Source organism: Bradyrhizobium sp. USDA 4501 (assembly GCF_054062115.1).
Map to the genome: position 1 here is coordinate 6,941,070 of NZ_JBSSEX010000001.1, position 25,243 is coordinate 6,966,312.

Here is a 25,243-nt window from a genome sequence, read left to right on the forward strand (position 1 = left end):
ATGTTCTACTGGTTGATCGAACTGTCCAACACCGTTCCGGGGTTTGGGGCGTTCCGCAGCGCTTTGAACGTGTTCCGCTACATCACCTTCCGCACCGGCGGCGCGATGGTGACCGGCGCATTGTTCGTGTTCCTGTTCGGGCCCTGGATCATCGATCACCTGCGGCTGCGGCAGGGCAAGGGCCAGCCGATCCGCACCGATGGTCCGCAGTCGCATCTGATCTCCAAGAAGGGCACGCCCACCATGGGCGGGTTGATGATCCTGTCCGGGCTCGTGGTGTCGACGCTGCTCTGGGCCAACCCGCTCAATCCCTATGTCTGGATCGTGCTGGCGGTGACGCTCGGCTTCGGCTTCGTCGGCTTCTATGACGATTATCTGAAGGTCACAAAGCAGTCGCACAGCGGCTTCGCCGGCAAGCTGCGGCTGCTGATCGAGGCCGCGATCGGGCTTGCCGCCACCTACGCGCTGGTCCGGCTCGGGCGCGACGTGTCGTCGACCTCGCTCGTGATTCCGTTCTTCAAGGACCTCGTGATCAATTTCGGCTGGTTCTTCGTGATCTTCGGCGCCTTCGTGATGGTCGGCGCCGGCAACGCGGTGAATCTCACCGACGGTCTCGACGGTCTTGCCATCGTGCCCGTGATGATTGCCGCCGCAAGCTTCGGCATGATCTCGTACCTGACCGGCAACGCGGTGTTCTCGGATTACCTGCAGATCAATTACGTCGCCGGCACCGGCGAACTGGCGGTGCTGTGCGGCGCGGTGCTCGGCGCAGGCCTCGGCTTCCTCTGGTTCAACGCGCCGCCGGCCTCGATCTTCATGGGCGACACCGGTTCGCTGGCGCTCGGCGGCATGCTCGGCGCGACGGCGGTTGCGGTGAAGCACGAGATCGTGCTCGCCGTGATCGGCGGCCTGTTCGTGCTGGAGGCGGTCTCGGTCATCGTCCAGGTCACCTCGTTCAAGCTCACCGGCAAGCGCGTGTTCCGGATGGCGCCGCTGCACCATCATTTCGAGCAGAAGGGCTGGACCGAGCCGCAGATCGTGATCCGATTCTGGATCATCTCGGTGATGCTGGCGCTCGCCGGCCTGTCGACGCTGAAGCTGCGCTGATGGCTTCGCATCCCATTGACTGTCATTCCGGGGCTCGCGCAGCGAGAACCCGGAATCTCGAGATTCCGGATAACCGCTGCGCGGTTTCCGGAATGACAGGGAGATAGACATGATCCCGGTCACCTCCTTCTCCGGCAAGACGGTCGCGGTGTTCGGGCTCGGCGGCTCCGGGCTCGCGAGCTGCCAGGCGCTGAAGGCCGGCGGCGCCGAGGTGATCGCCGCCGACGACAATGCCGACAACGTCGTCAAGGCGGCGCAGGCCGGCTTCACCACCGCCGATCTGCGCAGCGTGTCATGGGCGAATTTCGCCGCGCTGATCCTGACCCCCGGCGCGCCGCTGACCCATCCGGCGCCGCACTGGAGCGTGCTGAAGGCGCGCGAGGCGGGGTGCGAGGTGATCGGCGATGTCGAACTGTTCTGCCGCGAGCGGCGCCGTCATGCGCCGAACGCGCCGTTCGTCGCCATCACAGGCACCAACGGCAAATCGACCACCACGGCGCTGATCGCGCATCTGATTGATGTCGCCGGCTACGACACCCAGATGGGCGGCAATATCGGCACCGCGATCCTGTCGCTCGAGCCGCCGCGCATGGGCCGCGTCCATGTGATCGAGATGTCGTCCTACCAGATCGACCTCGCACCGTCGCTCGATCCGTCGGTCGGCATCCTGATCAACATCAGCGAGGATCACATCGATCGCCACGGCACGCTCGAGCATTACGCCGCGGTCAAGGAGCGGCTGGTCGCCGGCGTGCAGGCCGGCGGCACCGCGATAACAGGCGTCGACGACATCTGGTGCCGCAACATCGCCGACCGGCTCGATCGCGCCGGCAAGCGCGTGGTGCGCATCTCGGTGAAGAACCCGCTGCCCGACGGCCTCTATGTCGAGCACGAGACCATCGTGCGTGCCTCGGGCGCGGCGCGCAGCGAGATCGCGCGGCTAGGCGGCATCGGCTCGCTGCGCGGCCTGCACAATGCGCAGAACGCCGCCTGCGCCTCGGCCTGCGCGCTGGCGATGGGTATCGCGACCGACGTGCTGCAGAACGGCCTGCGCAGCTTCCCGGGTCTCGCGCATCGCATGGAGCAGGTCGGCCGCCGCGGCAACGTGCTGTTCGTCAACGACTCCAAGGGCACCAATGCGGATGCGGCCGCGCATGCGCTGTCGTCGTTCGCCGACATCTACTGGATCGCCGGCGGCAAGCCGAAGGCCGGCGGCATCACCAGCCTGACCGAATATTTCCCGCGCATCCGCAAGGCCTATCTGATCGGCGAGGCGGCGGCCGAATTCTCCGGCACGCTCGGCGAGCGCGTCCCGCACGACATGTCCGGCACGCTCGACGTCGCGATCGCCAGCGCCGCGCGCGATGCCGAGGCGTCGGGGCTCGCGGAAGCCGTCGTGCTGCTGTCGCCGGCCTGCGCCTCGTTCGACCAGTACCGCAATTTCGAAATCCGCGGTGCCGCCTTCCGCGACATCGTGCAGGCGCTGCCCGGCGTGAAGCCGGTGGTGTGACGATCACGTAGGGCGGATTGGCACAGCGTAATCCGCCGTTCGGTGCCGGGCGATGACACCGAGATGAAGTACGCAGTGACGGTGCGTCGTATCGCGCGAGAACCATCCTCATTGTCGTCCTGGCTTTCGCCAGGACGACGTCGGATGGGGGCTCATTCACCTCCCTCAAAAGTTACCCATCCCGTTAACCCCTTGGAAACCATCCTGCGCCACGAATGGACGTTATCTCTGCCATCTGGGGACGCCCATGCTCGCCCGTGACCAACGCACCCCGTTCTCGGACTGGTGGTGGACCGTCGACAAGCTGCTGCTTGTGGCGATCGCCGCGTTGATGCTGGCCGGCGTCATCCTGTCGCTGGCGGCGAGCCCGCCGGTGGCGACCCGGATCGGGCTCGATCCGTTCCACTTCTTCAACCGCCACGTCATGTTCCTGGTGCCGTCGCTGATGGTGCTGATCGGCGTCTCGTTCATGACGCCGCGGCAGATCCGGCGCACCGCGCTGATCGTGTTCGCGGTCTCGATCGCGCTGATCGTGCTGACGCTGCTGCTCGGCCCCGAGGTCAAGGGCTCGCGGCGCTGGATCACGCTGCTCGGCGTCAACATCCAGGCCTCCGAAGCCGCAAAACCCTCTTTCGTCATCGTCGCGGCCTGGCTGTTTGCGGAATCGACCAAGCGGCCGGAGATGCCGGCGACCTCGATGGCGCTGGTGCTGTTGCTGACGCTGGTCACGCTGCTGGTGATGGAGCCCGACTTCGGTCAGACCATGCTGATCCTCACGGTGTGGGGCGCGCTGTTCTTCATCGCGGGCATGCGGATGATCTGGGTGTTCGGGCTCGCCGGCGCGGCGGGCGCGGGCCTGTTCGGCGCCTATCTCCTGGTGCCGCACGTCGCCGGCCGCATCAAGCGCTTCATGAATCCCGCCTCCGGCGACACCTTCCAGGTCGACACCGCGATGGAGGCGTTCTGGAATGGCGGCTGGTTCGGCTTGGGGCCGGGCGAGGGCATCGCCAAGCGCAGCCTGCCGGACAGCCACACCGACTTCGTGTTCGCGGTCGCGGCGGAAGAGTTCGGCATCATCCTCTGTTTGATGCTGGTCGCGCTGTTCGGTTTCATCGTGATCCGCACGCTGACCCGCGCCTATGCCACCGAGGACATGTTCTCGCGCTTCGCAGCCTCGGGGCTTGCGATTCTGTTCGGCGTGCAGGCGACGATCAACATGGCGGTCAATCTGCAATTGATCCCGGCCAAGGGCATGACGCTGCCGTTCATCTCGTATGGCGGCTCCTCGTTCGTGTCGCTCGCCTATGGCGTCGGCATGATGCTGGCGCTGACGCGGCAGCGGCCGCGCACCGAGATCGAATCGATGGAAGGCGCCAGCGCTCAGCGCGCCTACGCGTAGGTGACTGTGACGGTCGTGTCGGTTATCTGGAAACCATGGACAATGCGCCCCTGATTCTGCTGGCGGCCGGTGGCACCGGCGGCCATTTGTTCCCGGCCGAAGCGCTCGCCGTGGAATTGATCAGGCGTGGCCTGCGGGTCCGGCTCGCCACCGACGGCCGCGCGCTGCGCTATTCCGGCCTGTTCGGCCGGGAGAGCATCGACCTCGTGCCGAGCGCGACCGTGCGCAGTCGCAACCCGATCTCGCTGGCGCGGACCGCGCTGATGCTCGGCTATGGCACGCTGGTCGCCGCCAGTCTGGTGCGGCGGCTGAAGCCCGCGGCCGTGGTCGGCTTCGGCGGCTACCCGACCTTGCCGCCGCTGATGGCGGCGCGGCTGCTCGGCGTTCCCGGCATCATCCATGACGCCAATGCGGTGCTCGGCCGCGCCAACCGTTTCCTGTCCGGCCGCGTCAACGCGATCGCGACCTCGCTGCCCGGCGTGCTCGATCGCGATCCCGCGCTGGCCGGCAAGGCCACCACGGTCGGCACACCGATGCGGCCGGCGATCCTTGCGGCCGCTGCGGTGAAATACACGCCGCCCGAGGCGAACGGGCCGCTGCGCCTGCTCGTCGTCGGCGGCAGCCAGGGCGCGCGGGTGATGAGCGATATCGTGCCGCCGGCGATCGAGCAGCTCGCGCCCGCGCTGTGGAGCCGCCTGATCATCACCCAGCAGGTGCGCGAAGAAGACATGGATCGGGTGCGCGCCGTCTACGACCGGCTCAAGATCAACGCCGAGCTCGCGCCGTTCTTCGCCGACCTGCCGGCGCGCCTCGCCTCGAGCCAGCTCGTGATCTCGCGCTCCGGCGCCGGCACGGTGGCCGAACTCGCCGCGATCGGCCGGCCCTCGATCCTGGTGCCGCTGCCCGGCGCGATCGATCAGGACCAGTTTGCCAATGCCGGCGTGCTGTCGCAGGCGAGCGGCGCGCTGCGCATGGCGCAGAGCGACTTCACGTCCGAGCGGCTGGCCGCTGACATTTCGGCCTTCGCCGCCGAGCCCGCGAAACTGATCGCGATGGCGGAAGCCGCGCGTGGCGTCGGCCGGCTCGATGCCGCCGAGCGGCTGGCCGATCTGGTTGCGAAAGTGGCCGGAATTTAGGCCGCTTTCGAGGAATTTCGGCCGTGGGACGCCATGGCCGGGCTTGTCCCGGCCATATCAGTCTTTCATAAGTCGGAGAATTGCCGGGGTGAGTCCGGAGACGATGAAGGTGTTAGCATCATGAGACTGCCGCGCGAGATCGGACCCATTCACTTCGTCGGGATCGGCGGCATCGGCATGAGCGGCATCGCCGAAGTGCTGATCAATCTCGGCTACACCGTGCAGGGTTCCGATGCTTCGGACAATTACAACCTCGACCGCTTGCGCAAGAAGGGCGCCAAGGTCTCAGTCGGCCACGCCGCCGAGAATGTCGATGGCGCCGATGTCGTCGTGGTCTCGACCGCGATCAAGCGCGACAATCCCGAGCTGATGGCGGCGCGCGCGCGGCGCATTCCGGTGGTGCGGCGCGCCGAGATGCTGGCGGAGCTGATGCGGCTGAAGAGCTGCGTCGCGATCGCCGGCACCCATGGCAAGACCACCACGACCACGATGGTGGCGACCCTGCTCGACGCCGGCGGGCTCGACCCGACCGTGATCAATGGCGGCATCATCAACGCCTATGGCTCCAACGCGCGGCTCGGTGCCGGCGACTGGATGGTGGTCGAAGCCGACGAGAGCGACGGCACCTTCCTGAAGCTGCCGTCCGATGTCGTCATCGTCACCAATATCGACCCCGAGCATCTCGATCACTTCAAGACCTTCGAGGCGATCCAGGACGCGTTCCGCAATTTCGTCGAGAACGTCCCGTTCTATGGCTTTGCCGTGATGTGCACCGATCACCCGGTGGTGCAAACTCTTGTCGGCAAGATCGAAGACCGCCGCATCATCACCTACGGCCAGAACCCGCAGGCCGATGCGCAGCTCAAGGATCTGACGCCGATGGGGGGCGGCTCGAAATTCTCGGTGGCGATCCGCGATCGCAAGTCCGGCGCGGTCCACGAGATCGCCGATATCATGCTGCCGATGCCGGGGCGCCACAACGCATCGAATGCGACGGCCGCGATCGCGGTCGCGCACGAGCTTGGCGTGTCCGACGACGTCATCCGCCAGGCCATGGCCGGCTTCGGCGGCGTCAAGCGGCGCTTCACCAAGACCGGCGAGACCAACGGCATCACCGTGATCGACGATTACGGTCATCATCCAGTCGAGATCGCAGCGGTGCTGAAGGCGGCGCGGGAATCCGTCAACGGCAAGATCGTCGCCGTGGTGCAGCCGCATCGCTACACCCGCCTGCAATCGCTGTTCGAGGAATTCTGCACCTGCTTCAACGACGCCGATGCGGTTGTGGTCGCCGAGGTCTATCCGGCCGGCGAGGCGCCGATCGCCGGCGTCGACCGTGATCATTTCGCCGCCGGCCTGCGCGCCCACGGCCATCGCAATGTGGTGCCGCTGCCGAACGCGGGCGAGCTCGCGAAGATCGTGCACGGCCTTGCCAAGCCCGGCGACCTCGTCGTCTGCCTCGGCGCCGGCAACATCACGCAATGGGCCTACGCGCTGCCCGGCGATTTGAAGGCGTTGGGGTGATCGTGACCTTCCCCGACATCACGCCCGACCTGAAAGCCGCGATGCCGGAGCTGCGCGGGCGGCTGCTGGCGAACCAGTCGCTGGCCGAGTTGACCTGGTTTCGCGTCGGCGGCCCGGCACAGGTGTTGTTCACGCCGGCAGATGAAGATGACCTCGCATATTTCCTGAAGCGCCTGCCGCAGGAATTGCCGGTCTATGTCGTCGGCGTCGGCTCCAATCTGATCGTGCGCGATGGCGGCATGCCCGGCGTCGTGATCCGGCTCGCGCCGCGCGCGTTCGGCGAGACCAGCGCGGCCGGCGATGTCGTCATCGCCGGCGCTGCGGCGCTCGACAAGCGCGTCGCCGAGACGGCTGCGGCGGCTGACATCGGCGGCATGGAATTCTTCTTCGGCATTCCCGGCACCGTCGGCGGCGCGCTGCGCATGAATGCCGGCGCCAATGGCGGCGAGACCAAGGACGTGCTGATCGAGGCCACCGGCATCGGCCGCGACGGAACGAAGCATACGTTCGGCAATGCCGACATGAAGTTCGTCTATCGCAACAGCGGCGCCGATCCGTCGATCGTGTTCACCTCGGCGCGCTTCCGCGGCACGATCACCGATGCTGAGGCGATCCGCGCCCGCATGAACGAGGTGCAGAGCCATCGCGAGACCGCGCAGCCGATCCGCGAGAAGACCGGCGGCTCGACCTTCAAGAATCCGCCCGGCAACAGCGCCTGGAAGCTGATCGATGCCGCCGGCTGTCGCGGCCTCAAAATAGGCGGCGCGCAGGTGTCAGAGATGCACTGCAATTTCCTGATCAACACCGGCAACGCTACCGGGCACGACATCGAGACGCTCGGCGAGACGGTGCGTGAACGGGTCAAGCAAAGCAGCGGAATTGAGCTACACTGGGAAATCAAGCGGATCGGGAATTCATCGTAGTCGTCATTCCGGGGCGATGCGCAGCATCGAACCCGGAATCTCGAGAGTCCGGTCTGGTGCTTCGGACCATCCCGGAATGACGGAAGCAGCGAAGACAGGCAAAGAAGATGCAGGTGACCATTCTGTTCGGCGGCACCAACAAGGAGCGTCTGGTCTCGGTGGCGAGCACGCAGGCGCTGCACCGCGCGCTGCCCGACGCGGATCTCTGGTTCTGGGACGTCGACGACACCGTGCACGCGGTGACGTCGGAAAAACTGCTCGGCCACACGCGTCCGTTCGAGGTCGACTTCAAACCCGACGGTCGCGGCATCGCACTCGACCAGGCGCTCGACAAGGCGAGCGCCGAGCAGCGTGTGCTGGTGTTCGGTTTGCACGGCGGCCGCGCCGAGAATGGCGAGTTGCAGGCGATGTGCGAGATGCGCGGCGTCGCGTTCACCGGCTCCGGCTCGGCATCGTCGCATCTGGCGTTCGACAAGCCGTCGGCCAAGCGCTTCGCCGCGATCGCGGGCCTCAACGCGCCGCAGGGCATCAATGTCGAACAGATCGATGACGCCTTTGCGAAACACGGCAAGCTGATCGCAAAACCGGCCAAGGACGGATCGAGCTACGGGCTGATCTTCGTCAACGCGAAGCAGGATCTCGTCGCGGTCCGCAATGCCGCGAAGCATGAAGAGTATCTGATCGAGCCGTTCGTATCGGGCGTGGAGGCGACCTGCGGCGTGCTCGAGCAGTCCGACGGCTCCGTGTTCGCGCTGCCGCCGATCGAGATCGTGCCGGGGGAGGGAACCTTCGACTACACAGCCAAATACCTTTTGAAGTCGACCCAGGAGATTTGTCCTGGCCGCTTCGCGCCCGAGGTCAGCGCCGCGATCATGGACCATGCGCTGCGGGCGCACCGCGCGCTGTCCTGCACCGGCTACTCGCGCAGCGATTTCATCGTCTCGGCCAATGGCCCGGTCTATCTCGAGACCAACACTCTGCCGGGGCTCACCGCGGCATCACTGTACCCTAAGGCCTTGAAAGCACAGGGTATCGCCTTTTCCGACTTCCTCACCGACCAGATCGAGCTGGCCCGCCGCCGCGTCCGAAGTTAATGCCCGGCCGGGGGGAACCCGCCCTGGTCGGCCGGATGGAACCCGGGCGCTGTTGCTAAAATGCTAACGAGTTCGCGGCAAAGTACTCACAGCGTTGATCAAAACACGCTCCAAGCCGAAGTCATTTACCCTTTGTTTACCAGGAAGCCCGAAGGTTAACGCTGGCGGCGCATGTAGCGCTTGGCTGCCGGGGCGTGAGCTGTCGCGGATTACCGCTTCGAGGATCGCAACCAGGGAACAGGGGGCCACTCTAATCCCACCGGTCTAGCCGAGACGTGATTTGTGCCGGGACCCGCGGGGTTTGCGGGCGCAACATGTGACGAGCTCGTGCAATGGATGGTGCAGGACGCCTCACCCGATCGCTGCGATCGCTGGGGCCTCAAGCTGACCTGAGAGCAGCCGCTATTGGAGCGGCGGTGCTGCTGCGCGAGTATGTCGGCGCCCATCTCGCACGCCGCAGGCGGCGTCCCGCCAAGCGGCCGCAAGTCATCATCGATCGCGAGCCGCCGAACCGCTACATCTTGATGGTCGAACGCTATCTGCCGCGCCGCATCGGGCTGGTCGCGACGCTCGCGATCCTGTTCGGCAGCCTGGGCCTTGGCATCGTCAAGGGTGGTCATGTCGAGGAATTCACCACCGCGCTCAGCGATGCCCGCAACGCGCTTGCCAATACCGCCGGCTTCCGCATCACCACCGTCGGCATCAACGGCCGCAAGCAGCTAAGCCAGGACGAGGTGCTCGCGATCGGCGGCGTCAACGGCCGCTCCTCGCTGCTGTTCCTCGACGCCGACACCGTGCGCGCCAAGCTGAAGGCCAATCCCTGGATCGCGGATGCCACGATCCTGAAGCTCTATCCGGGCCGGCTGCAGATCGACATCGTCGAGCGCACCGCCTTCGCGCTGTGGCAGCAGAACGGCCGCCTGTCGGTGATCGCCTCCGACGGCGCGGTGCTCGAGCCCTACGTCTCGCGCCGCTTCCTCAATCTGCCGCTGGTGGTCGGCAAGGGCGCCGACGTCAGGGCCCACGACTTCCTGGCGCTGCTCGACCGTTATCCGCAGGTCCGTTCGGTGACCAAGGCGGCGATCTTCGTCGGCGAGCGGCGCTGGAACCTGCGCCTCAAGGACGGTCTCGACGTCCGCCTGCCAGAGAACGACGTCGGCAACGCGCTCGCTGCGCTCTCCAGGCTCGACAAGGACGAGAAGCTGTTCTCGCGCGACATTGTCGCCGTCGACATGCGGCTGCCCGATCGGCTTATCGTGCAATTGTCGGAGGACGCCGGCAAGGCGCGCGACGAACTGTTCAAGGACAAGAAGTCCAAGAAGAAGGCCGGTGACTCCGCATGACCGGCCTCGATCGCAACCTGACCCCGAAGACCCGCCCGATGCAGAAGCGCACCGCGATGGTGGCTTCGCTCGATGTCGGCTCCAGCAAGATCGCCTGCATGATCGCGCGGCTGAGGCCATCGCCGCCGAACGAGGCGCTGCGCGGACGCACCCATGCGGTCGAATTGATCGGCTACAGCCAGATCCAGTCGCGCGGCGTCAAGGCCGGCTCCGTGGTCGATCTCGCCGAATGCGAGAAGGCGGTGCGCCACGCGGTGGCGTTGGCCGAGCGCATGGCCAAGGTCCGTGTCGAATCCGTCCTGCTGTCGGTCTCCGGCGGCCGGCAGCACGGCCAGCTGGTCGAGGCCGCGGCCGATATCCGCGGCGGCTCGGTGACCTCGGACGATATCAGCCGCGTCACGTCCGCCGGCATGCGCCACGCCGCCGGCGCGGGCCGCACCGTGCTGCACGCGCTGCCGGTCGGCTACGCACTCGACGGCGTCAAGGGCATCCGCGATCCCCGAGGCATGGTGGCGCGCCAGTTCGGCGTTGACATGAACGTGGTGACGTCGGACGCGACGGTTGCCAAGAACCTGATGTTGGTGGTCGAGCGCTGCCATCTCAACGTCGAAGCCATGGCGTCGAGCCCCTATGTCGCGGGCCTCTCGGTGCTGACCGATGACGAGGCCGATCTCGGCGCTGCCGTCGTCGAGATGGGCGCGGGATCGACCACGATCGCGACATACTCCGGCGGACGTCTCGTGCACGCATCCGGATTTGCGCTGGGCGGACAACACATCACGATGGACCTTGCGCGCGGCATCGGCGCGTGCATTGCGGATGCCGAGCGAATCAAGACTTTATACGGCACGGTGCTGACCGGCGGTTCGGACTCGCGCGAGCTGATGTCCGTTCCCACTGCAGGCGATGATCGGGAGACACCGCAAATCGTGTCCCGCGCCACGATTGCGAACATTGTCCGGCATCGCGCCGAGGAGATTTTCGAAATGGTCCGTGACCGGCTCGCGGATTCCCCCTTTGCGGCAGAGCCGAGGGCGCGCGTCGTGTTGAGCGGCGGCGCCTCGCAGCTCACCGGCACCGTCGAGCTTGCCACCCGCATCCTGAACCGTCAGGTCCGCATCGGCCGTCCGCTCGGCTTCGGCCGGCTGCCGAACGAGGCGAAGGGCGCCTCATTCTCGGTGCCGACGGGCCTCCTGGTCTATCCGCAATACGCACATCTTGAACATGTCGAACCGCGGCGCACGCGGCAGCTCAGGACAGGGACAGACGGTTACTTCGGAAAGGTCGGACGATGGCTTCGCGAGGGCTTCTGATGACCGCACCCCGGCTCACTGCATTTTCACCAGCTCCGGCGGCCAGCGGCCGGGACGAACCAACGCGCGCATAATCGAGAGAGGCAACCATGGCACTCAATCTGACACCCCCTGACATCAGCGAGCTGAAACCGCGGATCACCGTCTTCGGCGTCGGCGGCGCGGGTGGTAATGCCGTCAACAACATGATCACCGCCGGGTTGCAGGGCGTCGACTTCGTCGTCGCCAACACCGACGCGCAGGCGCTGACCATGTCGAAGGCGCAGCGCATCGTGCAGATGGGCACCCAGGTCACCCAGGGCCTCGGCGCCGGTTCGCAGCCCGACGTCGGCGCTGCGGCCGCGCAGGAGGTGATGGACGAGCTGCGCGATCACCTCACCGGCGCCAACATGGTGTTCGTCACCGCCGGCATGGGCGGCGGCACAGGCACCGGTGCTGCACCCGTGATCGCCAAGGCCGCGCGCGAGATGGGAATCCTCACCGTCGGCGTGGTGACGAAGCCGTTCCACTTCGAAGGTCAGCGCCGGATGCGCACCGCCGAGCACGGCATCGCCGAGCTGCACAAGGTGGTCGACACGCTGCTGATCATTCCGAACCAGAACCTGTTCCGGGTCGCCAACGAGAAGACCACCTTCGCCGACGCCTTCGCGATGGCCGACCAGGTGCTGTACTCGGGCGTCGCCTGCATCACCGACCTGATGGTCAAGGAAGGTCTGATCAACCTAGACTTCGCCGACGTCCGCGCCGTGATGCGCGAAATGGGCAAGGCGATGATGGGCACCGGCGAAGCCACCGGCGAGAAGCGCGCGCTGACCGCCGCGGAAGCCGCGATCGCCAACCCGCTGATCGACGACAGCTCGATGAAGGGCGCCCGCGGCCTCTTGATCTCGATCACGGGCGGCAAGGACCTGACCCTGTTCGAGGTCGACGAAGCTGCCACCCGCATCCGCGAAGAAGTCGACGCCGACGCCAACATCATCGTCGGCGCCACCTTCGACGAATCGCTCGACGGCGTCATTCGCGTCTCGGTGGTCGCAACCGGTATCGAGCAGGCCGCGATCGCCTCCCGAGCCCAGGCTCCCGCCGCGCAGCAGTCGGGCGGTTCGCCGGAGAGCCGGCTGGCCGATCTGACCGCCCGCCTGCGTGCCGACAATCAGCGCATGGCCGAGCGTGCCCAGAAGCTGGAACCGCCGACCGGCGTGACGGTCGCCCCGATTGCGGCTCCGGCCGGCCAGCAGCAGCGTCCGGCCGTCGAGCGCGCCGCGCTCGCGGCGATCGCCGCCGCGGTTGCTCCCGACAGCGCGCCGGCCGCCCAGGCGCCGATGCAGCCGGCCTCCTACGGTGACGTCACCGTGCGGCCGATTGCCCAGAAGCCCTCGCTGTTCCCGGACCACGAGGCCGCCCGGGCCGAGCAGCATGAGCCGATGCCGCCCGAGACCTTCATCCCGCAGGCGGCGGAACGGTCGCCGGTCCGTGCTCCGCGGATGCCGAAGTTCGAGGATCTGCCGATGCCGGCGCAGGCCGAAATCCGCCAGGCCAGCGGTGACGGCGAACCGGAACACCCGCAGAAGACCCGCCTGTCGCTGCTGCAGCGGTTGGCCAATGTCGGCCTCGGCCGCCGCGACGAGGAGACCGAGCCGCCGATCGCAGCCCGTAGCTCCGGTCCGGCCATGCCGACGATGCCGCCGCTGCCCGAGCGCAAGCCGGCCCGCAGCGTCGCCCAGCAGATCTCGGCGAACGAATCGCCGGTATCCGAATATGCAAAGCGCCCAGCGCCGCAGGGTCTGGACGCTCATGGCCGCCAAGCACCTGTTGCCCCGGCGCCACAGGGCGACGACCATCTTGATATCCCGGCCTTCCTGCGCCGGCAGGCAAACTGAAGTTTGTTACAATCTTGGCCACGAAGAAGGCCTCGGCGGGGAACCGCCGGGGCCTTTTCCCTGTCGCGGGCAGGCGATCGCGCCGGATGAACAAGCAACTGATTTTAAATGATTAATTATTCTTTCGGTGGTCAGATGGCGCGTCGCCGAGGACCGCTTTCGCTGCCGTAGTTTGGTTTACCTTGGGCGTGAATGCGGCGGAGATGGGGTAACAATCGGTAAAGAAGCGTGAGTTGGCGCGGTTTAGGGCCGTGACTATGGTCTGCCGTGACTTGGGGAGCTCAAGCGAGTCGGCCTTGGGGAAATTGGCCACTTGAATTGAGTGAAGTCGGGTAGTGGGCATTATCGAATGAAGTTCAGCCGTCAAACAACGCTTCGGTCGCAAGCCACCGTGACTGGCGTAGGCGTTCATTCCGGTCTTCCTGTCAGTCTCACCATGGGACCTGCACCTGTTGATGCGGGTTTTATTTTTGTCCGCACCGGTCTCGACGGTTCCGACCGTGAAGTCGTGGCCACCGCCGATGCGGTGATCGCGACCGAGTTCGCGACGGTGCTGGGTGACCGCGAAGGGCCGCTGGTTTCCACCGCCGAGCACGTGCTCGCGGCGCTGCGCGGCATGGGCGTCGACAACGCCACCATCGAAGTCGATGGCGCCGAAGTTCCGATCATGGACGGCAGCGCTGCAGCGTTCGTCGCGGCCATCGATCAGGCAGGCATTGTGACCCAGCCCGGCGTCCGCCGCTTCATCCAGGTTTTGAAGCCGGTGCAGGTCAAGATCGGCGAATCGGTTGGCGAGCTGCGTCCGTTCGCCGGCGGGTTCCGCGCCGAAGTCGAGATCGATTTCACCAACCAGGTGATTGGCCGCCAGACCTTCTCCTTCGATCTGTCGCCGGAAGGTTTCCGCCGCGAGGTCGCACGGGCCCGCACGTTCGGCTGCATGAGCGACGTGGCGCGGCTGTGGGGCGCAGGCTTCGCGCTCGGCGCGTCTTTCGACAACACCGTGGTGTTCGACGAGGCCCGTCTGCTCAACGCCGAGGGCCTGCGCTACGCCGACGAATGCGCCCGCCACAAGGTGCTCGACGTGATCGGCGATCTGGCGCTGGCCGGCCTGCCGCTGCTCGGCAGCTACCGTTCGGTACGGGGCGGCCACAAGCTCAACAACGCGGTGCTGAAGGCGCTGCTCGCCGACCGCAGCGCCTGGCGGGTGGTCGAATCGGAGACGGCTCGGCGGCCGGCCCGTGGCCATGTCGAAGCCGGTGCAGGCACCGTGGGCGGCCTCGTCGCCCCGGCCTATGGCCCGGACGTGTCCTGATCGCCCAAGTCCTGATCGCCTGGCCGGTCGGGCCCAATTTCCGTAATAACCACAGCAGGCTGTGAGCTTCGCCGGGTCGCCTTATTCCCGGCGGAATGGCTCCGTATTCGGTTGGTCCACGGTCATTTTTCGGCTAAGCAGGCCTGCGGTTGCGAGTAACGGCAGTCAAGGCACTGGAAATATTGCATCCATGACCGCGGTTCATGGGTGGAGTGGGGTCGCCGTTAACCGCATCAAAGGCGTCAGGTTCTAAAATCCATGTCGGCAATGCGTATGGCGCTCGAATCACGCAATTCTTCTGACGTCTCCGGCCTGACCAAGGCCGCGCGCACGCTGCGTTTTGCGGCGGGCCTGATTGTGCTGGCCATGCCGCTCAGCGGCTGCGGCACCGGCGCGCTGTGGGACAAGTTCATGGCCAAGGACGACACGTTCGTCGATGAGCCCGCGGACAAGCTCTACAATGAGGGCTTGTACATGATGAACGAGAAGAAGGACCTGAAGGCCGCCTCGAAGAAGTTCGAGGAAGTCGACCGTCAGCATCCCTATTCCGACTGGGCGCGCAAGTCGCTCTTGATGTCGGCCTATTCGTTCTACCAGGCGGGCGACTACGACAGCTGCATTGGCTCTGCCACCCGCTACGTCACGCTGCATCCCGGCAGCCCGGACGCGTCCTACGCCCAGTACCTGATCGCGGCATCGCATTTCGACCAGATCCCGGACATCTCGCGCGACCAGAGCCGCACCGAGAAGGCGATCGCGGCGCTCGAAGAGGTGGTCCGCAAATATCCGACCTCGGAATACGCCACCCAGGCCAAGTCCAAGATCCAGGCTGCGCGAGACCAGCTCGCCGGCAAGGAAATGGCGGTCGGGCGCTATTACATGGGCAAGCGCGACTTCACCGCCGCGATCAACCGCTTCAAGACCGTGGTCACGCAGTACCAGACCACGCGCCACGTCGAGGAGGCGCTGTACCGCCTCACCGAGGCCTACATGGCGATCGGCATCGCCGGCGAGGCGCAGACCGCGGCCGCGGTGCTGGGCCACAATTTTCCAGACAGCCGCTGGTACAAGGACGCATATAATCTAGTAAAGTCCGGCGGTCTCGAGCCGAGCGAGAATCAGGGATCCTGGATCAGCAGGACCTTCAAGAAGATAGGTCTCGGCTAGGAATTGTCCTCGCATGCTGGCGCGTCTGTCGATCCGTGACATCGTCCTGATCGAACGGCTCGATATCGAATTTTCCCGTGGCCTCGCGGTGCTGACCGGCGAAACCGGCGCAGGCAAATCCATCCTGCTCGATGCCTTTGCGCTGGCGCTCGGCGGCCGCGGCGATGCCGGACTGGTGCGCCACGGCGCCGAACAAGGGCAGGTCACCGCCATGTTCGACGTCCCGAAGGGGCATCCGGCGGCCGGGATCCTGGCCGAGAACGGCCTCGACGACACCGGTGAGATGATCCTGCGCCGCGTGCAGCTCGCCGATGGCCGCACCCGCGCCTTCATCAACGATCAGGCGATCAGCGTGCAGACCCTGAAGGCGGTCGGTGCCGCGCTGGTCGAGATCCATGGCCAGCATGACGAGCGCGCGCTGGTCGACGCCTCCACCCATCGCCAGCTGCTCGACGCCTTCGCCGGACACGAGAAGGACGTCGCGGCGCTGGAAGCGCTGTGGGATATCAGGCGGACCGCCAATGCTGATCTCGACGAGCATCGCGCCGGCATGGAGCGCGCCGCGCGCGAGGCCGACTATCTGCGCCATGCCTCGCAGGAATTGAAGACGCTGGCGCCGAAGGAAGGCGAGGAGACCGAGCTCGCGGGTCGCCGCACCACCATGATGCAGGGCGAGAAGATCGCAACCGATCTGCGCGAGGCGCAGGAGGCGATCGGCGGCTCGCATTCGCCGGTGGCGTCGCTGTCGGCGGCGGTACGGCGGCTGGAACGGCGCGCCGCCAATGCGCCCGCGCTGATCGAGCCCGCGGTCAAGGCGATCGATATTGCGATCAACGCGCTGGAAGAAGCCGACCAGCACCTCAACGCCGCGCTGGCGGCAACCGATTTCGATCCGGCCGAGCTGGAGCGCATCGAGGAGCGGCTGTTCGCGCTGCGCGCGGCCTCGCGTAAATATTCGACGCCGGTCGATCTGCTGGCCGCGCTGGCGGCGCAATATGCCGGCGACGTCGCGCTGATCGATGCCGGCGCCGACCAGCTGAAGAAGCTGGAAGCGGCCGCCGGTGAAGCCGACAAGCGCTATGCGGCAGCTGCCGCCAAACTGTCGGCGGCGCGCACCAAGGCCGCCGAGAAGCTCAACAAGGCCGTCAACGCCGAGCTTGCGCCGCTCAAGCTCGAGCGCGCGAAGTTCATGACCCAGGTCGACAGCAACGCGGCCGCGCCGGGGCCGCAGGGCATCGACCGTGTCGAGTTCTGGGTGCAGACCAATCCGGGCACCAAGCCGGGGCCGATGATGAAGGTCGCCTCCGGCGGCGAACTGTCGCGCTTCCTGCTGGCGCTCAAGGTCGTGCTGGCCGATCGCGGCTCGGCGCCGACCTTGGTGTTCGACGAAATCGACACCGGCGTCGGCGGTGCGGTGGCCGATGCGATCGGCTCGCGGTTGGCACGCCTCGCCGGCAAGGTGCAGGTGATGGCGGTGACGCACGCGCCGCAGGTCGCGGCCCGCGCCAGCCAGCATCTCCTGATTTCCAAGGACGCGCTCGACAAGGGCAAGCGGGTCGCCACCCGCGTCAACGCGCTCGCCGCCGACCACCGCCGCGAGGAGATCGCGCGCATGCTGGCCGGCGCCGAGATCACCGCGGAGGCGAGGGCGGCCGCGGAACGGCTGCTCAGGGCGGCGAGTTAGTTCGCCGATGGCCACCAAAGCCAAGAAAGCGCTGGTCGACGTCGACAAGCTCACCAAGGCCCAGGCCAAGGTCGAGTTGATGCGCCTTGCGCTCGAGCTCGAAGGTCACGACAAGCGCTACTATCAGGACGATGCGCCGAGCGTCACCGACGCCGAATACGACGCGCTGCGGCAGCGCTACAATGCGATCGAGAAGCGCTTCCCTGAATTCGTCACCGCGGAATCGCCGTCGCAGAAGGTCGGCGCCGCGCCGTCGGGGCGCTTCCGGAAGGTTCGTCATTCGCTGCCGATGCTGTCGCTCGACAACGCGTTCGCGGAAGCCGACGTGGTCGATTTCGTCGGGCGCATCACGCGCTTCCTCAAGCTGCCGGATGACAAGATCGATTTCTCGGCCGAGCCGAAGATCGACGGGCTCTCGATGTCGCTGCGCTACGAGGGCGGCGAACTCGTCACCGCGGCAACCCGCGGCGACGGCGCCGAGGGCGAGGACGTCACCGCCAACATCCGCACGCTCGAGGACGTGCCGCAGAAGCTGAAGGGCCGCAACGTGCCCGACATTTGCGAGGTGCGCGGCGAGGTCTATATGACCAAGAAGGCGTTCCTCGCGCTCAACGAGCGGCAGAAGGCGGCCGGCGACACCATCTTCGCCAATCCGCGCAATTCGGCGGCCGGCTCGCTGCGGCAGAAGGATCCCACAATCACTGCCTCGCGGCCGCTCGGCTTCTTCGCCTATGCCTGGGGCGAGATGAGCGCGCTGCCGGAGGATACCCAGACCGGCATGATCCACTGGTTCGAGCGGTGCGGCTTCAAGACCAATCCGCTGACCAAGCTGTGCCACTCGGTCGAGGAGCTGATCGCCTTCCATCGCAAGATCGAGGAGCAGCGCGCCGAGCTCGACTACGACATCGACGGCGTCGTCTACAAGGTCGATCGCATCGACTGGCAGGAGCGGCTCGGCTTCGTGTCGCGCACGCCGCGCTGGGCGATCGCGCACAAATTCCCGGCCGAGCGCGCCATGACGGTTTTGCGCGACATCGAGATCCAGGTCGGGCGCACCGGCTCATTCACGCCGGTCGGCAAGCTCGAGCCGGTCGGTGTCGGCGGCGTGATCGTGCAGAACGTCACGCTACACAATGAGGACTACATCAAGGGCATCGGCAACAAGGGCGAGGTGCTGCGCGAGGGGCGCGACATCAGGACCGGCGACACCGTGGTGATCCAGCGCGCCGGCGACGTGATCCCGCAGGTCGTCGACGTCGTGATCGACAAGCGGCCGAAGAGCGCGAAGGAATTCCACTTCCCAAAGAAGTGCCCGTGCCCGCTGCACACCGACGTGGTGCGCGAGGAGACTGCGGCCGGCGAGGAGGGCTCGCGCGCCCGCTGCACCGGCGAGTTCGCCTGTCCGTTCCAGAAGGTCGAACACCTCATTCTGTTCGTGTCGCGCCGCGCCTTCGACATCGACGGTCTCGGCGTGAAGCAGTTGCAATATTTCTTCGACGAGGGATGGGTCAAGGAGCCGGCTGATATCTTCACGCTGCAAAAGCGCAACGCGAAGCTGAAGCTTGAGGACATCGAAGGCTACGGCGAGACCTCGGTGCGCAATCTGTTCGCCGCGATCGACAGCCGGCGCAGGATTGGCCTGGAACGCTTCATCTACGCGCTCGGCATGCGCCATGTCGGCGAGACCACCGCGCTGGCACTGGCGCGCGGCTATGGCTCCTGGGACGCGTTCCACGATGCCTGCCTCAAGGTCGCCAAGGGCGACGAGGAAGCGATGGCGGAGATGGATGCGCTCGACCAGATCGGCGACACCGTGATCAAGAGCATCGCCGACTATTTCGGCGAGAGCCACAATCGCGGCATCGTCGAGCGGCTGACCGGAGAGCTCGACGAGATCATCGACGCCGAGAAGCCAAAGAGCAATTCGGCGGTCGCCGGCAAGACCGTGGTGTTCACCGGATCGCTCGAAAAGATGACGCGCGACGAGGCCAAGGCGACCGCCGAACGGCTGGGCGCCAAGGCGGCCGGTTCGGTGTCGAAGAAGACCGACTACGTCGTCGCGGGGCCGGGCGCCGGCTCGAAGCTTGCCGAAGCGCAGAAGCACGGCGTCCAGGTGCTGACCGAGGACGAGTGGCTGAAGCTGATCGGGGAGTAGGGTTGTCCGTCATTCCGGGGCGCCTCGAAGAGGCGAACCCGGAATCTCGAGATTCCGGGTTCGATGCTGCGCATCGCCCCGGAATGACGAACTGCTCACATCATCCCCTGCTCATCCTCCTCGGCCTGCGCGATCAGCTCTTCGCTCACCACCACCTGCCGCCGCGGCACGACGAAGATCATGGTGCAGGCGCAGGCGATCGAGATCGCGAAGATCGCCGCGGTCAGCGGCAGCGTCGTGGTGGAGTGGCCGCCGAGATAGGCGCCGAATTGCGAGATCAGCGAGCCGATGCCCTGCTGCAGGAACCCCATGGCGCCCGAGGCGGTGCCGGCGGCTTCGGGCCGGATGCTGATGGCGCCGGCGGCGGAATTGGCCATCACGAAGGCGTTGGCGATCATCACGATCATCTGGGTGCCGAACAGCCAGAGCGGGGCCTGGTTTACTCCGGTAAAACTCCAGACCAGGTTCAACAGGCTGCCGCCGACCTGCAGCGCGAGGCCGAACCAGATCAATTTCTCCAGCGAGTGCCGCGGCGCGAAGCGCACGCACAAGAGATTGCCGACGAAGTAGCCGAACCCCGTCATCGCGAACCACGCGCCATACTCGGCACTGGTCCGGCCCATCTGGGTCACCACGATGTAAGGGCCGCCGCCGGCGAAGGCGAAGATGATCTGCGACGCCAATACCTGGCACAATAGATAGCCGACGAAGGCGCGGCTCGTCATCAGCTTGCCGAGGTCGCCGCGAAAGCTGCTGCTCTCGGCGCGGTCGCGGCGGGTTTCCGGCAGCGCCAACGCGATGAAGATCGTGGTGATCAGCGACGCCGCGGTGATGAGATAGAGGATCGCGCGCCAGCCGAAGGCGGTCTCCAGCAGGCCGCCGGTCAGCGGGCTCACCATCTGCGCGATCATCAATGCGGCGACGACGAGGCTGATCATGGCGCCGACCCGCTCGCGCGGATAGAGATCGCGGATGATGGCACGGCTGATCACCATGCCGCTGGCGCCGCCGAGCGCCTGGAAGAAGCGCGCCGCGATCAGTTGCGGCAGGGTCTCGGCGAACACCGAGCCGACGCCGGCCACGACCATCAGGCCGAGGCCCGCGAGCAGCACCGGCCGACGGCCGAACCTGTCGGACAGCGGCCCCATGATCAGCTGTGAAAGCGCGATGCCGACCATGTAGAGCGACACGGTCATCTGCGCGATAGAGATGTCGCGGCCGAAGGTGGTCGCCAGCACCGGCAGCGCCGGCACCAGCATGTAGAGCGAGATCGGCGCCACGCCCGTCATCACGACGAGCATCAGCAGCATGACCTTCGATGTCGCGATGTTGTCTTTGGCCGCGCCGGGCGGCTTGCCCATCACGCCGTGCATTCAGGTCCGATCCAGCATTGTGGAAAGACTGTAGCGTGCCCGTCCGCGCGGAATACGGGTGTTTCGGCATACGCCCATGCGATTTCAGGAGACGCGGTGACGATGTTTCGTCTCGCGCAATAAACGCTCTGTCGTCAGCTGCGAATTCCGCTGTCGTCCTCCGCGAAAGCGGGGGACCCAGTATTCCAGAGGCAGGCGTATTTGAATTGAGAGGCCGCGGTGTACTGGATCGATCCTCCGCTTTCGCGGGGGATGACACCGAGCGTTAGGGGGGACGACGTCGAGTGTGCGGATGCCTGGAGGGCGCCGCTACTTCAGCGCCGCCGTCGCCTCATCCAGCCACAGCTTCGTCGCGTTGTCGTCGAGATGCGGCCGCACCACATGCGCGACGCGGGCGTGGTAGTCGTTGAGCCAGCTTAACTCGTCCGGGCTCAGCATGCCGACCTCGATCAGACGGCGATCGATCGGCGCCAGCGTCAGCGTCTCGAATGCATTGATCGGCTTCTCGGCGCCGGCAATGTCGGTGCCGATCACGAGCTCGAGGTTCTCGATCCTTATGCCGTAGGCGTCGGTCTTGTAGTAGCCAGGCTCGTTGGACAGGATCATGCCGCGCTTCAGCGGCGTGGTGCCGAGCTTGGAAATCCGCGCCGGCCCTTCATGGACGCTGAGATAGCTGCCGACGCCGTGGCCGGTGCCGTGCTCGAAATCGATCCCGGCCTGCCAGAGATATTGCCGCGCCAGCGTGTCGAGCTGTGCGCCGGTGGTGCCGTCGGGGAAGATCGCGCGGGCGATGGCGATATGGCCGCGCAGCACGCGGGTGAAGCGGTCGCGCATCTCGTCGGTCGGCTTGCCGACCGCGATGGTGCGGGTGACGTCGGTGGTGCCGTCCTCATATTGTGCGCCGGAATCGATCAGCAGGAGATCGCCGGGCTCGATGCGGCGGTTGCTCTTGCGCGTCACACGGTAGTGCACGATGGCGCCGTTCGGCCCGGTGCCGGCGATGGTCGGGAAGGAGACGTCCTTCAGCGCGCCGGTCTGGCGGCGGAACGTCTCCAGCGCCTCGACGGTGTCGATCTCGGTGAGGCTGCCGGAGGGCGCCTCGCGATCGATCCAGGCGAGGAAACGCACCAGCGCCACCGCGTCGCGCTGATGCGCCGTGCGCGTGCCCTCGATCTCGGTGACGTTCTTGACCGCCTTCAAGAGGCTGACCGGATCGCTGCCGCGCACCGGCTTGCCGCCGGCACCCGCGATCAGGCGGCTCAGGGCGTCGGCTGCGGTCGCGTTGTCGAGCGCGATCGAGGCGCCGCGCTTGGCGAGCTCGGTGAGTTTTGCCGCCAGCGCCGCGGGCTGCTCGACATCGGCCGATTGCTCGAGATGGTCGCGTGTCGAGTTGGACAGCTTGCGCTGATCGATGAACACCAGCGGCCGGCCTTCCTTCGGTACCAGCGCATAGGACAGCGGCAGCGGCGTATGCGAGACGTCGGCGCCGCGGATGTTGAAGGTCCAGGCCACCGCGTGGCTGTCGGACAGCACCAGCGCGTCGACGCCGAGCTTGTTGATCTCGAGGCGGATGCGCTTGAGCTTCTCGGCTTCGATCTCCCCGGAAAACTGCGCGCCGTGGATCGTAACCGGACCGAGCGGCGGTGCCGGCCGCTCGTGCCAGATCGCATCGAGCGGATTGCCGTCGACGGCGACCAGTTCCGCGCCGGCCTTGGCGCAGGCCGCGGCCAGCCGTTCGGCTGCCGCAGAAGTGTGCAGCCAGGGGTCAAATCCCAGGCGGTCGCCGGCCGCCAGATGCCGGGTCAGCCAGTGCTCCGGCGGCGGATCGACCAGCGGCTCGACCTGCCAGGCCTTGCGGTCGACCTGCTTGCCGGCCTGCAGCGTGTAGCGGCCATCGACGAACAGGGCGGCCTCCTTGCTCAGCACGATCGCAAGCCCGGCCGATCCGGTGAAGCCGGTCAGCCAGGCGAGCCGCTCCTCGGAGGCTGCGACATATTCATTCTGCTGCTCATCGGCGCGCGGAACCACGAATCCGGTCAGCTTGCGCCGCGCCAGCTCCTCGCGCAGCGCGCTCAAGCGGGCAGTCAGCGCCACGCCGCCTTCGGGCTCTTCGAACGTCTGGAAATGGGCTTCGAACATCGCCGTCGCACTCTCTTCGGATGAAGCATGACCTTCGCGCGAGCGCGGTCAAGCATGACCATATTTTTGGCATAACTTATGCTTGAATATGGCATAGTGGAATTGGCCGGACGATGTCCACTGCACGTCAACGGTCAAGCGTACGGGGAGTGTCCAGGAGTGTCTCAACTCAACGGTGAGGAGATGCACGATGCCTGCATTCACGTTTGAGAAGATCTCGCCGCCGGTCCGCCGCGGCCCGATCGCGCCGGTCGAACAGAAGCAGCGCGGCGTCATCGTCCAGATGCTGGACCGCCTTGTCGAGGCGCGCGCCAAGCGTGCGGCCGGTCAGGGCAAGGTCGAGACCAACCGTAGCGATTCGCCAGCGCCCGAATAAACAACCCGCGGATCGCGGCTACCGTTCCAGGTCGGACGCCTTCGCCAAGGTCACATTGACGACCTTGCCGTCCTCGAGTTCGCGCACGATCCGCTCATCGGGGCCGACGATGCCGAGATCGAATTCGCGCTCGGGCGTCACCAGCGTCATGCGCTGGCCGGCGATCACGACGACGGTCATGTCGAGCGTCTCGCCGGAGATCGCCCATTCCCTGAGCTCGTTGCAAAACGGCACTTTGCGCCAGGCGTCGGGGAAGCCCGGATCGCATCTGACCTCAAGACCATCTTCCGACGTGGTCAGGACGAGCTTCGACCTGGAAGGCTTCCAGTGCTCCTCCAGCAGCTCGTTCGCCAGCCAGACGCAGCTGAACGAGCGGCATTCCGCCGGCCGGCCCGGATAGGTCCGGCAGCCGCGCCCCGGCTTGCAATGCGGGCACCACGTGTTGGCGGGCTTGGCCAGTTCCTCGATCGCCATCACCTTGCAGCACAGCGTGCAGTCGCCGCACTGTCTGCCGGTCGCGGTCACTTCACGGAGCGCAGCAGCAGGCTGCTCCAGCCCTCGATCTTCAGATGCCGCAGCGGCACCAGCCCGCGGGCACGGTAGGCGGCGATGACCGCCGGCGCCTGGTGCGTCAGCAGGCCCGAGAGAATGACCTGCGCCGACGAGGCGAGGTGACGCGCCATCGGGCCGGCCAGCTGCCGCAGCGGATTGGCGAGGATGTTGGCGAGCACCAGGTCGAACGGACCGTCCTCGGCGAAGCGCGGAGCGGCAAAGCCGGTGGCGCGGATCACGTCCACCAGATCGCCGGCGCCGTTCAGCCGGGCATTCTCCTCGGCGACCCTGACCGACGGCGGGTCGATGTCGCTTGCCAGCACCTTGCCGTGCAGCGCCTTGGCGGCGGCGATCGCCAGCACGCCGGTCCCGGTGCCGAGATCCAGCACGCGGCGGGGCTGATACGCCTTCAGCACGTGGTCGAGCAGCAGCAGGCAGCCGCGGGTGGTGCCGTGATGGCCGGTGCCGAAGGCCAGCGCCGCCTCGATCTCGATCCCGAGCTTGTTGGGGGGTATCCGGTGCCGGTCATGCTGGCCGTGGACGATAAAGCGGCCGGCCGCGACCGGGACAAGATCCTCCAGGCTGGCCTTGACCCAGTCCTTGGCCTCCACGGTATCAAAGACTAAAGTCGATGCGACATTCTGCCGCACCACTTGGCCGACCAGCTCGCGCAGTAAATTTTGGTCCGGCGGCTCGGCAAAATGGACGGTGACGTCCCAGCGGCCATCCGGTCGCTCGAAGGCCGCAAACGCCGCCTGATCCTCGAAAAACAGCTCGGAAAGCGCGTCTACCACGCGCTTTGCGGTCGATTCATCTGGAAGGGTGACGCTGGCGCGGTGTGTGGACGGGGTCATCGGAGGCCGGTAGCGCGGTTTTTGTTAAAATTTCAAGCCGGATTCAATCGAATATCGCGAGAATTGAGAGGTTCCCGGTTCAGACAACCTTAGATGTTGCCGTACTACTACGGTGGCGGAACTGGGAACACCCTTCGTTCCAAGGCATCACAACCAAGGGCAGGGCTGCAATGAAGGCTTTTATCGTTAAGTTTTTGCGGAATGAATCCGGCGCGACCGCCATCGAATACGGACTGATCGCAACCGGTATCGCCATCGCCATCATCGCTGCGGTGAATGGCGTCGGCACGGCACTGAGCGGGACCTTCAACTCGATCAGCGGCTCGCTGAAGTAATTTCTCGAACGGCGTTCTCAGGGAAGCACCGGGCGACATGTCGCCCGGTGTTTTCTTTTTGGCCGGT

20 protein-coding genes and 1 pseudogene are annotated in these 25,243 nt (G+C 66.1%); 17 read left to right on the forward strand and 4 right to left on the reverse strand.

Annotated elements, in window-relative coordinates; translation table 11 throughout:
• The 15 genes and pseudogenes from mraY to ligA all read left to right on the forward strand — a co-directional run bounded on the left by mraY (nt 1) and on the right by ligA (nt 19,547).
• Nucleotides 1–1,107 carry a phospho-N-acetylmuramoyl-pentapeptide-transferase gene (gene mraY, locus ACVWZM_RS31955; protein ID WP_016846578.1) on the forward strand — a complete coding sequence of 369 codons (1,107 nt, stop codon included), beginning with the start codon at nt 1–3 and terminating at the stop codon, nt 1,105–1,107.
• A gap of 109 nt (nt 1,108–1,216) precedes the next feature.
• Nucleotides 1,217–2,617, forward strand: a complete 1,401-nt coding sequence (gene murD, locus ACVWZM_RS31960; protein ID WP_456855553.1) for a UDP-N-acetylmuramoyl-L-alanine--D-glutamate ligase — start codon at nt 1,217–1,219, stop codon at nt 2,615–2,617.
• Nucleotides 2,618–2,864: 247 nt separating this feature from the next.
• On the forward strand, nt 2,865–4,016 hold the full coding sequence (gene ftsW, locus ACVWZM_RS31965) for a putative lipid II flippase FtsW (protein WP_057014997.1): 1,152 nt from the start codon (nt 2,865–2,867) through the stop codon (nt 4,014–4,016).
• A 35-nt stretch (nt 4,017–4,051) separates the two neighbouring features.
• Nucleotides 4,052–5,152, forward strand: a complete 1,101-nt coding sequence (gene murG / locus ACVWZM_RS31970; protein ID WP_456855554.1) for an undecaprenyldiphospho-muramoylpentapeptide beta-N-acetylglucosaminyltransferase — start codon at nt 4,052–4,054, stop codon at nt 5,150–5,152.
• Nucleotides 5,153–5,272: 120 nt separating this feature from the next.
• Nucleotides 5,273–6,676: a UDP-N-acetylmuramate--L-alanine ligase gene (murC, locus tag ACVWZM_RS31975; RefSeq protein ID WP_456855555.1), complete on the forward strand. Its 1,404-nt coding sequence runs from the start codon at nt 5,273–5,275 to the stop codon at nt 6,674–6,676.
• A 2-nt stretch (nt 6,677–6,678) separates the two neighbouring features.
• Nucleotides 6,679–7,599, forward strand: coding sequence for a UDP-N-acetylmuramate dehydrogenase (murB, locus tag ACVWZM_RS31980; RefSeq protein ID WP_076824233.1), 921 nt, complete (start codon nt 6,679–6,681; stop codon nt 7,597–7,599).
• A gap of 107 nt (nt 7,600–7,706) precedes the next feature.
• Entirely contained in the window at nt 7,707–8,693 is a 987-nt protein-coding gene (locus ACVWZM_RS31985) for a D-alanine--D-alanine ligase family protein (RefSeq protein ID WP_057015000.1), read from the forward strand.
• 98 nt (nt 8,694–8,791) lie between these two features.
• Nucleotides 8,792–9,086 (forward strand): annotated as a pseudogene (locus ACVWZM_RS31990) (D-alanine--D-alanine ligase); the annotation flags it as partial.
• Nucleotides 9,026–10,036 (forward strand): cell division protein FtsQ/DivIB, encoded by a 1,011-nt coding sequence (locus tag ACVWZM_RS31995; protein WP_057015001.1) that lies wholly within the window; start codon nt 9,026–9,028, stop codon nt 10,034–10,036. The pseudogene ACVWZM_RS31990 and the gene ACVWZM_RS31995, both read left to right, overlap by 61 nt.
• Nucleotides 10,033–11,349 carry a cell division protein FtsA gene (gene ftsA / locus ACVWZM_RS32000; RefSeq protein WP_028332543.1) on the forward strand — a complete coding sequence of 439 codons (1,317 nt, stop codon included), beginning with the start codon at nt 10,033–10,035 and terminating at the stop codon, nt 11,347–11,349. Before ACVWZM_RS31995 ends, ftsA begins: the two co-directional genes overlap by 4 nt.
• An 89-nt stretch (nt 11,350–11,438) precedes the next feature.
• Nucleotides 11,439–13,229 carry a cell division protein FtsZ gene (ftsZ, locus tag ACVWZM_RS32005; protein WP_057015002.1) on the forward strand — a complete coding sequence of 597 codons (1,791 nt, stop codon included), beginning with the start codon at nt 11,439–11,441 and terminating at the stop codon, nt 13,227–13,229.
• Between the two features lie 349 nt (nt 13,230–13,578).
• Nucleotides 13,579–14,541, forward strand: a complete 963-nt coding sequence (gene lpxC, locus ACVWZM_RS32010) for a UDP-3-O-acyl-N-acetylglucosamine deacetylase (RefSeq protein WP_456855556.1) — start codon at nt 13,579–13,581, stop codon at nt 14,539–14,541.
• A gap of 258 nt (nt 14,542–14,799) precedes the next feature.
• Entirely contained in the window at nt 14,800–15,708 is a 909-nt protein-coding gene (locus ACVWZM_RS32015; protein WP_028332540.1) for an outer membrane protein assembly factor BamD, read from the forward strand.
• A gap of 13 nt (nt 15,709–15,721) precedes the next feature.
• Nucleotides 15,722–17,392, forward strand: coding sequence for a DNA repair protein RecN (recN, locus tag ACVWZM_RS32020; RefSeq protein ID WP_456855557.1), 1,671 nt, complete (start codon nt 15,722–15,724; stop codon nt 17,390–17,392).
• 7 nt (nt 17,393–17,399) lie between these two features.
• On the forward strand, nt 17,400–19,547 hold the full coding sequence (ligA, locus tag ACVWZM_RS32025) for an NAD-dependent DNA ligase LigA (protein ID WP_456855558.1): 2,148 nt from the start codon (nt 17,400–17,402) through the stop codon (nt 19,545–19,547).
• A 95-nt stretch (nt 19,548–19,642) separates the two neighbouring features.
• Here the strand turns inward: ligA and ACVWZM_RS32030 are convergent, their stop codons facing one another.
• Together ACVWZM_RS32030 and ACVWZM_RS32035 are read right to left on the reverse strand one after the other, a co-directional pair.
• Nucleotides 19,643–20,920 carry a multidrug effflux MFS transporter gene (locus tag ACVWZM_RS32030; RefSeq protein WP_253639074.1) on the reverse strand — a complete coding sequence of 426 codons (1,278 nt, stop codon included), beginning with the start codon at nt 20,918–20,920 and terminating at the stop codon, nt 19,643–19,645.
• Between the two features lie 309 nt (nt 20,921–21,229).
• Nucleotides 21,230–23,059: an aminopeptidase P family protein gene (locus ACVWZM_RS32035; protein WP_456855559.1), complete on the reverse strand. Its 1,830-nt coding sequence runs from the start codon at nt 23,057–23,059 to the stop codon at nt 21,230–21,232.
• Between the two features lie 190 nt (nt 23,060–23,249).
• Between ACVWZM_RS32035 and ACVWZM_RS32040 the strand changes: the two genes are divergently transcribed.
• Nucleotides 23,250–23,435 carry a hypothetical protein gene (locus tag ACVWZM_RS32040; protein WP_057015008.1) on the forward strand — a complete coding sequence of 62 codons (186 nt, stop codon included), beginning with the start codon at nt 23,250–23,252 and terminating at the stop codon, nt 23,433–23,435.
• Between the two features lie 18 nt (nt 23,436–23,453).
• On the opposite strand, the gene ACVWZM_RS32045 is transcribed toward ACVWZM_RS32040, so the two are convergent.
• Both ACVWZM_RS32045 and ACVWZM_RS32050 read right to left on the reverse strand, forming a co-directional pair.
• Nucleotides 23,454–23,960: a hypothetical protein gene (locus ACVWZM_RS32045; RefSeq protein ID WP_456855560.1), complete on the reverse strand. Its 507-nt coding sequence runs from the start codon at nt 23,958–23,960 to the stop codon at nt 23,454–23,456.
• On the reverse strand, nt 23,957–24,841 hold the full coding sequence (locus ACVWZM_RS32050) for a 50S ribosomal protein L11 methyltransferase (RefSeq protein ID WP_456855561.1): 885 nt from the start codon (nt 24,839–24,841) through the stop codon (nt 23,957–23,959). Before ACVWZM_RS32050 ends, ACVWZM_RS32045 begins: the two co-directional genes overlap by 4 nt.
• A 170-nt stretch (nt 24,842–25,011) precedes the next feature.
• On the opposite strand from ACVWZM_RS32050, the gene ACVWZM_RS32055 reads away from it, so the two are divergent.
• Entirely contained in the window at nt 25,012–25,176 is a 165-nt protein-coding gene (locus ACVWZM_RS32055) for a Flp family type IVb pilin (protein ID WP_016841571.1), read from the forward strand.
• Nucleotides 25,177–25,243 lie beyond the last annotated feature (67 nt).